The sequence below is a fragment of the Pseudomonas serboccidentalis genome (assembly GCF_028830055.1).
GTDB lineage: Bacteria > Pseudomonadota > Gammaproteobacteria > Pseudomonadales > Pseudomonadaceae > Aquipseudomonas > Aquipseudomonas serboccidentalis.
This window is the reverse complement of sequence record NZ_CP101655.1, coordinates 5,049,275-5,064,573: the sequence shown is the minus strand read 5'-3', so window position 1 is coordinate 5,064,573 and position 15,299 is coordinate 5,049,275. Positions and strand designations below refer to the sequence as shown.

13 protein-coding genes are annotated in these 15,299 nt (G+C 57.8%); 6 read left to right on the top strand and 7 right to left on the bottom strand.

Annotated elements, in window-relative coordinates:
- Window positions 1-14: 14 nt before the first annotated feature.
- Entirely contained in the window at window positions 15-947 is a 933-nt protein-coding gene (locus NN484_RS23140) for an AraC family transcriptional regulator (RefSeq protein ID WP_274657998.1), read from the bottom strand.
- A gap of 190 nt (window positions 948-1,137) precedes the next feature.
- On the opposite strand from NN484_RS23140, the gene NN484_RS23135 reads away from it, so the two are divergent.
- Both NN484_RS23135 and NN484_RS23130 read left to right on the top strand, forming a co-directional pair.
- Window positions 1,138-2,187, top strand: coding sequence for an NAD(P)-dependent alcohol dehydrogenase (locus NN484_RS23135; protein ID WP_215500314.1), 1,050 nt, complete (start codon window positions 1,138-1,140; stop codon window positions 2,185-2,187).
- Window positions 2,188-2,275: 88 nt separating this feature from the next.
- A complete protein-coding gene (locus NN484_RS23130; RefSeq protein WP_274657997.1) occupies window positions 2,276-3,472 on the top strand; it encodes an MFS transporter in 1,197 nt (398 codons plus the stop codon).
- 131 nt (window positions 3,473-3,603) lie between these two features.
- Here NN484_RS23130 and NN484_RS23125 read toward each other — a convergent pair whose 3' ends face one another.
- Window positions 3,604-4,095 carry a DUF2059 domain-containing protein gene (locus tag NN484_RS23125; RefSeq protein WP_127646849.1) on the bottom strand — a complete coding sequence of 164 codons (492 nt, stop codon included), beginning with the start codon at window positions 4,093-4,095 and terminating at the stop codon, window positions 3,604-3,606.
- Window positions 4,096-4,289: 194 nt separating this feature from the next.
- Between NN484_RS23125 and NN484_RS23120 the strand changes: the two genes are divergently transcribed.
- On the top strand, window positions 4,290-5,003 hold the full coding sequence (locus NN484_RS23120) for a DUF695 domain-containing protein (protein ID WP_274657996.1): 714 nt from the start codon (window positions 4,290-4,292) through the stop codon (window positions 5,001-5,003).
- Between the two features lie 150 nt (window positions 5,004-5,153).
- Here NN484_RS23120 and NN484_RS23115 read toward each other — a convergent pair whose 3' ends face one another.
- Window positions 5,154-6,500: a HEAT repeat domain-containing protein gene (locus NN484_RS23115; RefSeq protein ID WP_274657995.1), complete on the bottom strand. Its 1,347-nt coding sequence runs from the start codon at window positions 6,498-6,500 to the stop codon at window positions 5,154-5,156.
- Between the two features lie 140 nt (window positions 6,501-6,640).
- Window positions 6,641-8,041 (bottom strand): GABA permease, encoded by a 1,401-nt coding sequence (gabP, locus tag NN484_RS23110; RefSeq protein ID WP_215500312.1) that lies wholly within the window; start codon window positions 8,039-8,041, stop codon window positions 6,641-6,643.
- Between the two features lie 383 nt (window positions 8,042-8,424).
- On the opposite strand from gabP, the gene NN484_RS23105 reads away from it, so the two are divergent.
- Together NN484_RS23105 and NN484_RS23100 are read left to right on the top strand one after the other, a co-directional pair.
- Entirely contained in the window at window positions 8,425-8,646 is a 222-nt protein-coding gene (locus NN484_RS23105; RefSeq protein WP_127646868.1) for a hypothetical protein, read from the top strand.
- Window positions 8,647-8,802: 156 nt separating this feature from the next.
- Window positions 8,803-10,929 (top strand): TonB-dependent siderophore receptor, encoded by a 2,127-nt coding sequence (locus tag NN484_RS23100; RefSeq protein WP_127646870.1) that lies wholly within the window; start codon window positions 8,803-8,805, stop codon window positions 10,927-10,929.
- A gap of 89 nt (window positions 10,930-11,018) precedes the next feature.
- Here the strand turns inward: NN484_RS23100 and NN484_RS23095 are convergent, their stop codons facing one another.
- The gene (locus tag NN484_RS23095; RefSeq protein WP_274657994.1) at window positions 11,019-11,612 is read right to left on the bottom strand and encodes an NADPH-dependent FMN reductase; all 594 of its coding nucleotides are present in this window, start codon (window positions 11,610-11,612) and stop codon (window positions 11,019-11,021) included.
- A complete protein-coding gene (locus NN484_RS23090) occupies window positions 11,609-12,466 on the bottom strand; it encodes a sterol desaturase family protein (protein WP_215500309.1) in 858 nt (285 codons plus the stop codon). The genes NN484_RS23095 and NN484_RS23090 overlap by 4 nt, the downstream gene beginning before the upstream one ends.
- 67 nt (window positions 12,467-12,533) lie before the next feature.
- Here NN484_RS23090 and NN484_RS23085 point away from each other — a divergent pair, with 67 nt between their 5' ends.
- Window positions 12,534-13,496: an AraC family transcriptional regulator gene (locus tag NN484_RS23085; protein WP_274657993.1), complete on the top strand. Its 963-nt coding sequence runs from the start codon at window positions 12,534-12,536 to the stop codon at window positions 13,494-13,496.
- A 247-nt stretch (window positions 13,497-13,743) separates the two neighbouring features.
- On the opposite strand, the gene NN484_RS23080 is transcribed toward NN484_RS23085, so the two are convergent.
- Window positions 13,744-15,291, bottom strand: a complete 1,548-nt coding sequence (locus NN484_RS23080; RefSeq protein WP_274657992.1) for a sensor domain-containing diguanylate cyclase — start codon at window positions 15,289-15,291, stop codon at window positions 13,744-13,746.
- Window positions 15,292-15,299 lie beyond the last annotated feature (8 nt).

The window sequence follows — 15,299 nt, the reverse complement described above, 5'->3', positions numbered from 1 at the left end:
AGCGTGTCTTTCGCTCAACTGGCCGCGTTGCCGAGCGCTTCTGCCTCGAGTGGCTGCCCGCGCAGCAGCGCAAGGTCACGGCTGGGCGCGGTGCCGAACAGGCGGCCATATTCGCGGCTGAACTGCGAAGGGCTTTCATACCCGACCGCAAACGCCGCCCGCGAAACGTCCAGGTGCTCGGTCAGCATCAGCCGGCGGGCCTCGTTGAGCCGCAGCCACTTCTGGTATTGCAGGGGGCTCATGCCGGTGAGTTGGCGGAAGTGATGGTGAAAGGTCGGCGCGCTCATCTGCACCCGCGCCGCCAGCTCATCGATACGCAACGCCTCGGTGTAATTGACCTTGAGCCAGTCGATGGCTTTGGCGATGCGATACCCCTGACCATCGACGGCAGTGATCTGTCGCAGCCGTGGCCCTTGATCGGTATTGAGCAGCCGATAGTGGATTTCCCGCAGGATCAGCGGCGCCAGCACCGGGATCGCTTCAGGCTCATCGAGCAACGCCAGCAGGCGATCGAGCGCTTCTTCCAGGGCGGACGACATGTTGCCGATGCCCGCGCCTGTGCTCATGGACGGCTGCCGTTTCGCAGGCAAGCCCCCCTTGCTGAGGATCTCGGCGAGCATGCCGACATCCAGTTTCAGCACCAGCCCGACACAGGGCTGGTCGGGGCTGGCAAGCATCACTTCGGAGTTGGCGGGCAGGTCCAGCGACGTGACCAGAAACCGTGAAGGGTCATAGCTGTAACCCTCACCACCGACCCACAGACGCTTTTCGCCACGACCCACCAGAATCAGGCTCGGCTCGATCATGCACACCACGGGCGGCGCCGGCTGGTCGCGACGAAACAGCGCCAACCCGGGTATGGCGGTGGCGAAGTCACCCGGTGCGCTCACGCGCGGGTCTATGTTCAACGCCAAAGGTGATTCATGGCGCAGGGGGGTATCGATCATGTCAGGTCACTCCTGTTGATCGAACTCTAGTCTGCTACCGAGGTGTTTCCTATCCATCACCCTGCATCCTCAGAGGATCAGGCAAGCATTCAAGAGGAATGCGCTAGGGCAGAGGTCGATCGACCGGGAGAATGTGTCCAACTGTTACAGGAAAGTCCTTACAGGAAAGCCCTTAAAGGAGAGAGCCCCTATGCAAGTCTTCGCTTATGGTGCCCATGCGGGCGACAAACCGCTTGAACCCCTGCGTATCACTCGCCGTGATCCCGGCCCGGAAGATGTGCAGATCGAGATTGCCTATTGCGGTATCTGCCACTCGGACCTGCACCAGGTACGCGCCGAATGGGAAGGGACGCAATACCCTTGTGTGCCCGGTCACGAGATCGTCGGTCGGGTCACCGCTGTCGGCCAGAAAGTCACCGGGTTCGCCCCGGGCGATCTGGTCGGAGTGGGCTGCATCGTCGACAGCTGCAAGCATTGCCAAGAGTGTGCCGAGGGCCTCGAGAACTACTGCGACGGCATGATCGGCACCTACAACTTTCCGACCCCGGACGCACCCGGCTGGACCCTCGGTGGTTACTCGCAGGCGATCGTCGTGCATCAGCGCTACGCTTTGCGCATTCGCCACCCCGAGGCACAACTGGCTGCCGTGGCGCCGCTGCTGTGCGCGGGCATCACCACCTGGTCGCCGCTGCGCCACTGGAACGCCGGCCCCGGCAAGAAAGTCGGCGTGGTGGGCATCGGTGGCCTGGGTCACATGGGCATCAAACTGGCCCATGCGCTGGGCGCGCAGGTGGTGGCGTTCACCACCTCTGAATCCAAGCGTGAAGCCGCGAAAAGCCTGGGTGCCGATGAAGTGGTCGTCTCAAGCGATGCGCAGCAAATGGCCGCGCACCTGAAAAGCTTCGACCTGATCATCAACACCGTCGCCGCCCCGCATGACCTGGACGCACTGCTGGTTCTGCTCAAGCGCGACGGCGTGATGACCCTGGTGGGCGCGCCGGCCTCGCCGCATCCATCGCCCAACGTGTTCAACCTGATCATGAAGCGGCGCACCCTGGCTGGATCGATGATCGGCGGCATCCCCGAGACCCAGGAGATGCTCGATTTCTGCGCCGAGCACGGCATCGTTTCGGACATCGAGCTGATACGCGCCGAGCAGATCAATGAGGCGTACGAGCGCATGCTCAAGGGTGACGTCAAATACCGTTTCGTGATCGACAACGCGACCTTGGCACCGTGAAAAATCACGCGTCCGGGCAATCGTCCGGACGCGTTCCTCTTTTGTCCCCAAGCAAAGCCAACACGCCTCTGCCCCACAGGTAGTTCCAATGACTTCTCTTTCTACAGAAAAACGCGGCTGGAGCGCCGTGCTGGCCATGTCGTTGGCCGCATTCGCCCTGGTCGCTTCAGAGTTCATGCCCGTCAGCCTGCTGACGCCGATTGCGGCAGACCTGCACATCACCGAAGGCCAGGCCGGGCAGGGGATCTCCGTGTCCGGTGCCTTCGCCTTGATCACCAGCCTGCTGATTGCCTCGGTCGCCGCTCGCATCGAACGCAAGACGTTGCTGCTGGGCCTGACCTTGCTGATGATCGTCTCCGGTACGATCGTCGCGTTCGCCCCGGGCTACCCTTCATTCATGTTCGGGCGTGCCTTGATCGGGATCGCGATTGGCGGTTTCTGGTCACTCTCGGCGGCGACCGCCATGCGTCTGGTGCAGCCCGAGCAGGTTTCCCGTGCGCTGGCCATCGTCAATGGCGGTAACGCTCTGGCGACGGTTATCGCCGCGCCGGCGGGCAGCTTCCTTGGCTCGCTGATTGGCTGGCGCGGTGCATTCTTCTGTGTGGTTCCTGTCGCAGCGCTGGCGGCCGTGTGGCTGCTGATAAGCCTTCCGTCTTTCAAGGCCGAGCGCCAGGCCGGTAGCGGCAACGTTCTGCGGCTGATGAAGCAGTTGCCAGTGGCCTTGGGCATGGTCGCCGTCAGCGTCTTTTTCATGGGCCAGTTCATGCTGTTCACCTACCTGCGGCCATTTCTCGAAGGCGTGACTGGCGTCAGTGTCTCAACCTTGTCGTTCATGCTGCTGGGGCTGGGCCTGGCCGGTTTTATCGGCACCTTTTTGATCGAACGGTTTATGGGCCGCGGCCTCTACCGCACGTTGACTGTCATCCCGTTGATCATGGCGGCCATCGCGCTGGCGTTGGTCAGCTTCGGCAAATCACCCGTGCTGACCGCCGTGTTGCTCGGACTCTGGGGGCTGGTTGCCACCGCCGCGCCGGTCGGCTGGTGGACCTGGCTGGCGCAAACGCTTCCCGATGATGCGGAGGCGGGTGGCGGCTTGCTCGTGGCCATTGTCCAACTGGCGATCGCGGCAGGGGCCATCGTTGGGGGGCTGGCATTTGACCTGAGCGGTTATAAAGCCACATTTGAGCTGAGTGCTGCTGTCCTGGTTGCCGCGTCTGTGCTTGCCTGGCTGGCGGGGCGCAAAGCCACGGAAGTTCATCTTGGCGAGACGAGCGCGACAGCCTGACGAGATCGGCAGACGCGGCTTTCGAAGCGCCGGCTACTATCGAGATGCATCGGTGATTGCGGTGGCGCAGAGGCTCAACGAAACGGCTACGGTGGGTCGCATTTAGCGTAGCTCGCTCCATGCCTTGATGATCACTGAGTCGACATCCCCTGGCGTCTCGCGTCATCGTTCATTTTAGTGAGCGTATCGACAATGACACTGTCCCAGGCCAGCAACTTGTCGTGTGTCTGTTGATCGGAGATTTCCTGAACCTCCAGCACCTTGTCGAGCAGCGCCTGGCCTTCGCTGGAACTGCTCAGAATGCTCTCGGCTTTTTCAGGATTCCTGTTGGCGCGCATCATCACGTCCATTTCTTCATCACTGAAATGTGCGGCATAGAGGTCAACCGCCATGCTTTTCAATTCGTTCAGATCGATTTTTGCCATCACGACATCGTAAATGTCCTGATCCATTACATCTTCGAAACGCGGCGAGTAGTGTTGCACTGCCATGTCGACGATAGCCTGGAACTTATCGTTGGCTGGGCTGGCCTCGATCAACTCACGGGCCTTGTCTTTGCCGGCGCCACAGGCGCTTAGCGTTACTGACAGCAATATGGCCAGCGTCAGTTTTCTCATGGACATGAGCCTTTTTCCTTAAAGGGTATGGAGAAGCCTTGATGGGTGGCGATCAGATGAGTCCTGACGAACGTTCAGCAACTTATCGATCCGTCGGCCGCAACTTAACATCGCGAACACAAGAGCGATAGCATAGTAATATCACTCCGCTAAACATCAAATCCTGTCCTCATTTCGCCACACTTTCCAGGGAAGGTAACTTGAAGCACACCCAAACCAACGATGCAAAGAAACCAATGGCCGCAGGGCCATTCGCTCTGTTATTGACATTGGCAGCCGTGATCACCGCTGGGTGCTCCCATAACCCCCCGCCAGTAGAGCGCGACCCGTGCCTGGACGCCGGCCCGGTCAAAAGCACGGCCTACGATAGTTGTGTGGCTGATCGGGAAGAGCGCAAAGCGCAAGCACTCCGTGTCCTTCTCAGCGATGACCCCGCCGATCACCGGCAACTGCAACTTGCCGAGCCCGACGAAAACTCCTTTCAATTATCCGACTTTCCAGACTCGCCCATCCCCGCGACTTTTCGCATTGCTGATTCGATATCCGCGCGCGAAAGGCAGGCGCTGCCGTTCAAAGTCAGAGTCACCTGGAAACATGCCCCGACCACCGCGATGCTGAAGTCTCGGGATCGTGCGCGAATGGCTGAAATGGAAAGCCTGATTCGATCAGCCGCGACGGATAACGGATTGGCGAAGTGGGTGTGTACGGTGACCGGTGTACATCAACGGGAGTGGATCTTCTACGCCCGGAACGATGCTGTATTTATCACCCAAATACACACCGTCTTGGCCCCGACCGGACCTTATCCTGTCGAATTGACCAGCCGCAAAGAGCCTGCCTTGAGTGCAGAGGAGTCAGGTGGCGACAGGGTAAATCAAGCGATCCGCATCACGCCCAAACAGTGCGTGGAGTGATCTGATCCGCAGAAGAATAGACGCATCTGAAACGGCGTCGTCGCCTGTTTCCAGGCCCGCGAACCCGGCGCGTCTGAGCCAGAGGCGTGCGTTCGAGCTTCGATGCGGCGGATCAGTTGAAGAGGATCAACAGGAGTTTGTTGAGGCGCGTCATGACAAGCGCGTTCCCGAGCGGATCAGCCCCTTTGCCGTTAACGCTCGAAGTTTTTCCCGCAATGCTTCGCGCTCTGTCTTGGGCGTTATAGGATCAACGACGAGATATTGTCTGTCGCACCACGATTCGATCTGGCCGAGCCAGTAGGTTTGTCCGGCGTGCCCCGTGTCGAGGCGCGCCAATAAGTAGCCCAGTTGCTGCCATGTCGGGAGCAGTCGAAAAATGGCACGGCGGCGCATCAGCGTGAGTTCATGCCAGTCTCCATCGAGTTTGGCCGTCAATGCGCTACGCAATAAAGGCCACGATACTTTGTCCAGTTGCGCAATCACCGCCGAAAACACTTTATCCGACGGATCATCGAGTGCCTCGAACAATTCCGGCAGTTGATCATCGCGAAGCAGGCGCGCTGCTGCCTGGCGCACGGTGACACAGGCCGAGCGTAATGCTGGTGTGTGCCAGCGCTCTGGCAACTCTGCAGCCAGCTCAGCGGTCAGGCCGATCACGCCCAGCCAGTGCTGTTTTGCCGTGGGCAGAGGCTGGTTCAAGCGCTCTGCCAGAACGGTGTGCGGATCAACACCGTTACGAGGCGCAGCCCAAAGTGCCAGATTGCGCACTGCCGGCGACACATCCAATAAGGCTTCGCGCAGTACAGGTTTCGGATCGGACAGGAGCGGTAGCAGCGCATACAGCACGCGCACGCGGATCCTGGCACCCGGGCGTGACATGGCTTCAAGCAGCAGTGGCAGACTTTGCGCCTTCGGCAACGTCAGACTTGCCGACACCGCCATCAACCGGACGGTCGATTCGCGATGAGCCAGAGCGCTGCGTATCAGCGTTTCGGGAGCCTCGGGGTTTTCCAGCAAAAGCGTAAACAGGTAGCGCGCGGTTTTGCCCTGGCGATTCAAAAAGTCGGCGTAGACTTCATCCCGGCAATCCACCGATTGCAGCATCGCACGTACCGTCGACAGTGTCTGACCGTGGTCGACACGGCGTTGTGCAGCCAATGCCATCAGGGGTTCAAGTGCGAACAGCCATGCGTGGGTATGAGCAGGCGACAAGTAGTGCTTCAGGCCCGCCGCTGCCAAATCGCGAACCTGAGGTACCCAATCGTTCAGGCGTTCGATCAACACCGTCAGTGCTTCGGGCGACGGCTGCCTGCACAGTTCTCGCACCGCAACTTCTCGAACGAAGCCGTTCGAGTCATTGCTCACGTCTGCCCAAGTCCCGGTGTTGCCGAGGCGGCTGAGTATCTCCAGCGCCTCATTGCGCCGATAATCTTCATAAGTGCAAGGCTGGCCTTGCTTGCGTACCAACCGGGCCAGCCAGTCTTGTGTCGTGTTCATTGGGGCCGTCCTGTGCGTCCTTGCGGGGGCAAATTGTTTGCGCAAAAGCGCCAGCCTACGCGACTTGCTCCCGTGGGCAAAAAAATCCTTGCTGCCCGGCCTTTGTGCCCTTTGAATGGGTGGCATCGACGCGCAAACATCTATCCCGCCGACGTTGCCCCTGCCGCCGGCACCGGGTGACGCGACGTCATCAGGCCGATAAAGGAAATCGCCAGTGCCAGGCCAATGGTTGTGGTGACTTCGGTGCGGTGCTCCGGGGTGATCATCATGACCGCCAGCGCTGCGCAGATGAACCCGATCACCAGCCACGTCAGCCATGGAAACAGCCACATGCGAAAGGTCAGTTCGACATTGCGTCGACGTAATATCCGACGCATGCGCAACTGCGATACCGCAATCGCCAGGTACACCAGCAAAGCAATCGCCCCGGAGCTGGCCAGCAGGAACTCGAACAACCCGGCGGGCATGAAGTAGCTCCAAACGGTGATCGACGCGCCGAGCACAGTGCTGGCAATGACGGCTGCACGTGGAACGCCTTCTGCAGAAGTCGCCTTCAGTGCCTTCGGTGCATCGCCGCGACGGCCCAGCGAATACAACATGCGCGAGGCAATGTAGATCGAGGAGTTCATGCAACTGGCCACGGCGATCAATACCACGACATCGACCATGAACTTGGCATGGGGAATGTTCATGATTTCCAGAGCGCGCTGATAAGAGCCTACCGAAGCCAGCAACGGATCGTTCCAGGGCACCACGGAGATGACCACGAAGATCGAAAGCAGGTAAAACACGCCGATACGCCAGATCACCGAGCGTGTGGCCTTGGCAATGTTCTGCGCCGGGTTGCTGGATTCGGCGGCGGCGATGGTGACCGCTTCAGTACCGATGAAGCTGAACATGATGGTGATGAAGGCGCCGACGACCGCTGACAGGCCATTGGGTGCAAATCCGCCGTGCTCGGCCATCAGGCCGCTCAAACCGCTGACTTCGCGGTCGGGCACCCAGCCCATCAACACGGCAAACCCCACGGCGATGAACCCGATGATCGCCACGACCTTGGCCATGGCGAACCAGAATTCGAATTCACCATATTTGGACACGCTGAACAGGTTGGTCACCACCAGCGCGATGATCGATCCCAATGCGAACAGCCAGGCATCGACCTGCACAAACCATTGGTTCAGTACATGGCCGGCCGCCAGCGCTTCGATGGGAATCACCAAAACCCAGAACCACCAGTAAAGCCAGCCGATGGTAAAGCCAGCCCAGCGCCCGATGGCCTGATCGGCGTAGGTGGAGAACGAGCCTGTGTCGGGATTGGCGACCGCCATTTCGCCGAGCATGCGCATGACCAGAACCACGAGCAAACCCGAGAACAGATAAGCCAGAAGCACCGCCGGCCCTGCCGCCGCAATGGCATGTCCCGAGCCTACGAACAAACCGGCGCCGATAATGCCGGCGATGGACAGCATTGTTACGTGACGAGGCTTGAAGCCCTGCGCCAATTGGCTACTCGAATCCATGGAGTTCGGGCTGATCATTGGTTTTTATTCTCTGCTGGTCGACATTTAAGCGAGTTGACGGGGCAATCGATCACCCTCGTTGCCGATCGAGATCCCCGAAAGAAGTCCCCTTCAACCGCCGCAGTTCTTATCAACCGCATCATCATGATGTGGTTATTTTGACGTAAAACACCGTCACCTTACCCGGCCTGTCCGACGCCTCAGTAGCCTGATTGCGCCACAACCGTGCCTGATATCGACACGCCTGGACCTTGCGTTCAAGGTGGAAACCGGTCGGTCACCTGCAACGGCAACTTCATTGATGACCTGCGAAACCATCTGTCGCGCCGTCAGTCGCCGCCACTGAACACTCCAGAATCGCAGCCCTCTACCGACTAACAAGTCACCCGGGGGGCATGACCATGAGCGACGGTCGGAAGGAGCAGGCGTTGGCCGCCTGGCGAAAATTACTTGAAGAGCCAGAGATCCGTATGGACATCGAGGATCAATATGACGAGCTGCTGAAAATGGCCGATACGATGGAGCAGGAAGGGCTGATTACAGCAACTGAATGGCGTCAGCTAGTGCGCAAGGCCGGCGCGAGGTTCGCCCAGGCCATTGAGGGGCTTTCGGGCGGAACATAGAAACTTTGCGGACGATCGCGATCGTCGGTACCAAGGAGCGGCATAAGGCGTTAATGGGATCTTGTATTAATTGCGAATGGTTTTGTATAGCATGCGCGGGAGTTTTTTGGCGGTTTCACTCCCTGCATTGGCCTATTCGTAAAGGTTTCTCCCTCCATGCGTCGAACCCTGCTTTCCATTTGTGTGCTGCAAGCATTGTCGCCTGCCTCATGGGCTGAACAAACGGGGGGATCACCCTCAACCCTCGAGTTGGACGCCACCGATGTTATCGGTACTGCGAATTACGAAAGGGCGGACGGCCCGGTCCAGGGTTATCGGGCGACGCGCTCGGCCAGCGCCACACGCACCGATACGTCGATCCACGAAACCCCGCAATCGATCAGTGTGGTCTCGAAGGATGCAGTCGAGGATCTGGGCGCCACCCGTTTGCAGGACGCGCTGGACTACGCCGGGGGCGTGGGGCGGGCGAACAATTTTGGTGGCCAGGGCCTGACCACGTTTACCGTTCGCGGCTTCACCACTGGCGAGTTTTATCGCAACGGTTTTCCGATCAACCGCGGCTATCCGAACATGCCGGATGCCAACACGATTGAGCGCCTCGAAGTGCTGCGCGGCCCGGCCACCATGCTCTATGGTCGGGGTGATCCTGGCGGTACCTTCAACGTGGTTTCCAAACAGCCGTTGCCCGAGCGCACCGTCACCTTGGGCAGCCAACTCAATGATCAGGGCATGAAGCGTGGCACCCTGGACGCTTCCGGTCCGCTCGACGAAGAAGGGCGCCTGGCCTATCGACTGAACGTGGTGGGCGAGGGTGGCGACACCTTCCGCGATCACGTCGAAACCGAGCGCTACGGCATCGCGCCGGTGCTCACCTGGCAGGCAACCGACGCGACCAAGCTGATTTTCGAAGGCGATTTCATGCGTAACAACGCGCCTCTGGATCGAGGCGTGACACGTTATGCGAAGCAGACAGGTACCGCCTCGCGCGACAGTTTTTTCGGCGAGAAAGACGCGGGCAAACTGCATAACGACAACAACATGGCGCAACTGCGTTTCGAGCACATGCTCAACGACGACTGGACGCTGGGGGGCGGCTTCCAGTGGCTTGATGGTTCGCTCAAGGGCAACGCAATCGAGGCCAACGGTATTGCCGCTGACGGCCGCACCCTGGGGCGCAACTTCAACTATCGCAAGCTGGAGTGGACCGACAAGGATACCCAGCTCAATCTGACCGGCCATTTCGATACCGCTGGTTTACAGCACACGTTGCTCACCGGCATCGAGTATGAGGATTACGACTACAAGTCGATCATTCAACGCTCCAGCGGTGCTGTCGGCGCGTACCCGATCGACATCTTCGATCCGGTGTACGGCCAGCCGCGCCCGGCACTCACCCGCACGCCGACTCATGACAAGGAAAACCTCAAGACTTATGCCGCGTTCGTGCAGGATCAGGTGGCACTGACCGACAAACTGAAGGTGCTGGCCGGGGCGCGTTTCGAACGCTTCGAACATGATTACGACACCTATGTGCCCGGCGCCAAGAGCTGGCAGGCGAGTGACAACGCGGTGACCCCGCGCATCGGCGTGACCTACGACCTGACCGAGACATTGGCGGTCTATGCCGACACCGCGCGCTCCTTCAAGCCGAACACCGGGGCAAGTCGCCAGGGTGGTGGATTTGCGCCGGAGAAGGGCAAGTCTTACGAAATGGGTATCAAGTGGGAAGCACTGGATCAGCAGTTGAGTGTTGATGCGGCGGTCTATCAGATCGAAAAGCGTAACGTGTTGACCACCGACCCTGTTGATTCGACCTTCAGCGTTGCGGCCGGTGAGGTACGCAGCCGTGGTTTCGACGTCAACGTTGCCGGCAACCTCACGCCCGAATGGCGCGTGATTGGCGGCTACGCCTATGTCGATGCCGAAGTGACCAAGGACAACGTGCTGCGCTCTGGCACGCGGCTACTGAACATCCCGAAAAACAGCTTCAGCCTGCTGAATATGTATGAGTTCCAGGACGGCACCCTCAAGGGATTGGGTCTGGGCACTGGCCTCAAGTACGTCGACGAGCGCGCCGGACAAACCGCCAACACCGCGTTCTCGATGGGCAGCTACACCGTTGTCGACTTGCTCAGCTTTTACAAGATCAATGACAAGGTGCGGCTCAACCTTGACGTGAAAAACCTGTTTGATCGTGATTATGAAGAAGGTGCATTCGGCAACGTTTACGCCTACCCGGGGGCGCCGCGAACCGTGCAAGTGGGTGTTTCCTACACCTTGTAAAAGGGAGGAAGGCAAATCTCACGCGTCAGAAATGAGACAGCCCTGAGTATTCGGGGCTGTCTCATAGTTACTCCGTAACAGCGACGGTTTTACATCCCCGTAGAAAACTCAGGTGGGTGTTTGATTGAAGGTCGTATCGTGCGCAAGGCATTATCGTACTGACAAAGTAAATGCAAAGCCCAGTCGGTACGTGTGCGGATGCGAATATCATTTTCGTCTGAGGGAATTTCGCCATTCAACATCGATTCAACATTTCTTATGATGAGTTGTTCAGGCAAATACAGGATCCGGCTGTTTTTGTAGCTCGAAGCACGCAATTCAGTCATTGGATAGGCTCCCCCGAGCCCAGCCGAAACCCCCACCAGGAGCGCTGGCTTGTGTCCAAGTTCGCCGAGTCCCGCGTATAAAAAGAAATTTTTCAGCGCCGGGCAAGCCATGCCATTCCACTCCGGGCTGATCACGATCAGTGCGGTTGCTTTTTTGAGGATGGATTGCTGGACACTCCAGATTCCATCAATGTCTTCTTCTGGCCACAGCGGTAGCCGACTAGAAGCCAGGTTCAGCAGTTCGCCTGAATCACAAAGACCAAGTAGCTCTAATCGGTCGCGCAAATATTTAGCGACTTTGAGTGATTGGCTGTTTGCTCTATTCGATCCAGACAGCAGAACGATATGACGGCTCATTGCGCCACCTTCTGTTTAGCGTTGTGTGCTTTGGGGGCGACGCGGCGTGAACGCACGATGGGCCAGAACAACTCTTCTTTCCAGCTGATCGGCGACAAGTGTTCGATACCGTATAAGGGCGGGCGCCGGCGGGTAATTTTGGCCGTTCCGAACAGGATGTCCCAGAAGAACAACAGGTTGCCGAAGTTGCCCTTGTAATGCGTGACACCATCCTCGGCAGTCAAGCCGTGATGGGCTGAATGAGTGGAGGGGGTGGAGATCGTTCGCTCCAGAACCCAGACAACAGGACGCAACACACGGATGCCATACAGTTTGTCATCCCACGCAACGCTGCTGTGCGCTGCGAAGATGACGATCATCTTCAGGATCAGATAAACATAGTAAATATGCGCAAGCCCTAGATAGATCAGTATGCCGGACAGCCAGATGCTGGGCATCAGCATGTAGTAGAAGCTGTTGTTTCGATAAACGATGCGGACACTCATGTAGGGCGCGGAGTGGTGAGCGCGGTGCAGCGCATAAAGTGCCGGGACCCGATGTGTCAGTCGATGCCACCAGTATTGAGTCATGTCATCCAGTACTAGAAACAACACGAACCCTGCGACCCAGGGAATGGTGGCCAGGGCGCCTTTCATTTCCGGAACAGCCAGGCTCATGATTTTTCCACTGAGCCACATGACACTGGGGAACGTGATTGCAACCAGGATCCCGGAGCCTATGACTTCGATCAGTACATCGCGCTTCCCGCTCGACGGCTGTCGGAGCGAAGAACACGCGAGTTCCAGCAAGATGAAGGCAAGGAATATCCCGGCCACTATGACGGAAGGATTGTTGACGAGCATTATTGTATTCATGGCACTCTCGATTCAGGCCCCTGCGGGCAATGCCATTTCATTAGAAGCCAACGAGTAAGCCATCCCAATGCGCGAAACGGACAAAATTGAGCGAGAACAGGCCAATCGTTTCCCCCAGCGCTTTCACCGCGGCAAATTGGGCCAGGTGCTGGAGCGTTTCCTGGATAGCCAGGCCTTGAGAGAAAACAGCGATTACAGCCTGATCGAGCTGGATCAGCTTTGGCGCGAGGCGGCGCGCATCGATCCGGCGATCGGCTTGAAACTGTTCACGCTATTCACGCCTCAGGACTGGCACGTTCTGGCCTATCTGTGCTTGTACAGCCCCGACGTTTTATCCTCCATGAAGCTTTGGGCCCGCTACGCGCGGCTTGCGTCAGACACGGACACGGTGCGACTGCTCAATGATGAAAACGGCGTCGGCATCGAGCTGTGCGTCGATGCACCCAGTGAGCTGGCGCGCTATGTCATTGAGCACTACGGCGCAATGTCCATCGCACAGATGCGGCGGGGAACAGGGCAGATGGTGCAGCCGGTCCTGGCAAGATTTACCCACTCACGTCCGTCGTATTACAAGCAATACACCCAATGGTTTGGGAGCCATGTCGAGTTTGACTGCCCGATTAACTGCTTCTATTTCGATGCTCGGAGCTTGAGCCTGCCGATGCAGACTCATCATCACGGGATGCTTGAGTTATTGACCCAGGAACTGGATCGACGGATCGCCGCGCATAGGAATTTCAGCGGTTGGTCAGCCAAGGTCGCTGAAGGCGCGCGACGCTCTCTAGCGAGAGGTGAAACGCCCAATCTGGCCCCTCTGGCGAAGGCGCTGCACCAGACGCCAAGGACCTTACGCAGACGACTGGAAGAGGAAGGTACAACCTTCAGACAATTGCTCGATCAGATTCGCGCAGAATTGGAACTGCATCTTGAATTACAAGGAGAGTCGTTAACGGAGATTGCTGCTCAACTAGGCTACAGCGATTTGACGGCGTATCTCCACGCCCGAAGTCGATGGCGTGACAGGAAGTAATGTGGCGGGCCCGCATTTTTCGGAACGACAGCGTTACCTCACAAATCACCTCATCCCACGCCAGTAATTTCCCGGAGCAGTGGCATATCGTTTTCTTTACCTGATATCAAAGCGCATTGAAACCATCGACGAGAGCTTCCCAAAGGGTAGATTTGGTTCGTCTTCTGCCGCTCATTACCAGGAAGGCGTATCGGACAATGGGATGATCCGAAGCTGTCGAGCCTGGCGTTTGCGCAGTGACATCCGGCTAGCCGATCTGCTCCATATCGGCAAGTTGGACTTGATCTCTACCACTTGCTTTTGCACGGTACATCGCGGAATCGGCACGTCGAATGAAGGCGTCAAACGATTCTGATGGAATCCACGTCGCAACGCCGAAGCTACAAGTCACCTGCCCAACTTCATCGAATGGCAGGGTGCTTATCAGAGCTCGAAGCTTTTCGGCCAGCAGTCTTGTGTTATTCAGTTCGGTATCGGGGCAGATCAATGCAAACTCTTCTCCGCCGGTTCTGCACAGTAGATCGGTTTTGCGTGTTGCCGAACGTATCCGTGCGCACAACGACTTCAGAACGTTATCGCCGCACTGATGGCCCCAGCGGTCGTTGATCTGTTTGAAGTGATCGACGTCAAACATGATCAGCGACAGAGGGCGGTATTGCACGTTAGCCTCGATGAGCAGGCGTTCCATCAACTCTTCGAAGTATCGGCGGTTATAGACTCCGGTCAGGTGATCGGTAATGTTCAACAAGCGCAAGTCTTGCGTGCGTTCATCAACCAGCGAGAGCGCGCGGGCGCGCTGCGTAATCAGCAAGTACACCATCAGGGTCAGCAGCAGCGTCAATCCTGATCCGAATACGATAATCAGGCTGATGGACAGTGTGTAGCTGTTGGCGACCAGAAAGGTTGAGCTGGGTCTGAACCGGATCAAGTAATTTTGGTCGGCTACTTTCAGCAGCCGCTGCGCGTACAGCGCTGAAGGGGCAGCAGGGGCCGAACTCTGATAAATGTTTTCCCCTTGATGCTGCGTGTCGATCAATGAAAGCGTCACGTTCAGTCGTTGCAGACTTGGCAATGGAATGCCTTGTTCCATCAAAGAAGCCAGGCGTACGGTGGAGACAACGAACCCCTGCAAATTATCATCGCTCAATGGAACCCCAGAGAGCTCCTGGAATACAGGTGCGACAAAGAAAATTCCCGACTGCCCATTGGTCATTTTCAATGGTTGCGACACAACGATCTGACGTGTTTCTCGTGCCTTGCTCATCAAGGCCTGGCGACCCGGGCGAGCCAGAACATCCATGCCGGGTATGATCTTTACGTCATCGCGCTTCAATAAGTAGAGCAATATCCAGTGTTCGGGCCGGCGGGTGAGGGGGACTCTTTCGCCAGTGTCGGGATTGATTTCATGGTATGAAAAATCGCTGGTGCCGTTGCGAAGCGCCTTGGCGCGGAACGCTTGGAGATCCTTCTCGAGAATCCTTGATACCCAGCTATAGGCTTCGTCCTCTCCAACCAGAGGCGTAACGAATCCCAGAAACTCTTTTTCAGTGACATCGTCAGCGTTGATAAAGAAACGCCTCACAACGTCCAGTTTCAAGACCTGGGTATTGAAGCGTCGTTGCAGGCGACTGAATCTTTCGTCGACCTCCAGTTGGAACGCAACGTTAACGGTACGTTGCTCCGACCTTACGAACAGGATCAGCACCAAGAACGTGACGGCCACCCCAGCCAGGCACACCAGACCGCAAAGGGCCACGTCTGATGCTTTGAGTGCGTTCTGACGAGTAGACATCATTTTGTGTT

Bases quoted from the DNA above. Each gene is read 5' to 3' on its own strand.
- NN484_RS23140 (WP_274657998.1), bottom strand. From the start codon at position 947: ATGATCGATACCCCCCTGCGCCATGAATCACCTTTGGCGTTGAACATA.
- NN484_RS23135 (WP_215500314.1), top strand. From the start codon at position 1,138: ATGCAAGTCTTCGCTTATGGTGCCCATGCGGGCGACAAACCGCTTGAA.
- NN484_RS23130 (WP_274657997.1), top strand. From the start codon at position 2,276: ATGACTTCTCTTTCTACAGAAAAACGCGGCTGGAGCGCCGTGCTGGCC.
- NN484_RS23125 (WP_127646849.1), bottom strand. From the start codon at position 4,095: ATGTCCATGAGAAAACTGACGCTGGCCATATTGCTGTCAGTAACGCTA.
- NN484_RS23115 (WP_274657995.1), bottom strand. From the start codon at position 6,500: ATGAACACGACACAAGACTGGCTGGCCCGGTTGGTACGCAAGCAAGGC.
- gabP (WP_215500312.1), bottom strand. From the start codon at position 8,041: ATGATCAGCCCGAACTCCATGGATTCGAGTAGCCAATTGGCGCAGGGC.
- NN484_RS23105 (WP_127646868.1), top strand. From the start codon at position 8,425: ATGAGCGACGGTCGGAAGGAGCAGGCGTTGGCCGCCTGGCGAAAATTA.
- NN484_RS23100 (WP_127646870.1), top strand. From the start codon at position 8,803: ATGCGTCGAACCCTGCTTTCCATTTGTGTGCTGCAAGCATTGTCGCCT.
- NN484_RS23095 (WP_274657994.1), bottom strand. From the start codon at position 11,612: ATGAGCCGTCATATCGTTCTGCTGTCTGGATCGAATAGAGCAAACAGC.
- NN484_RS23090 (WP_215500309.1), bottom strand. From the start codon at position 12,466: ATGAATACAATAATGCTCGTCAACAATCCTTCCGTCATAGTGGCCGGG.
- NN484_RS23085 (WP_274657993.1), top strand. From the start codon at position 12,534: ATGCGCGAAACGGACAAAATTGAGCGAGAACAGGCCAATCGTTTCCCC.
- NN484_RS23080 (WP_274657992.1), bottom strand. From the start codon at position 15,291: ATGATGTCTACTCGTCAGAACGCACTCAAAGCATCAGACGTGGCCCTT.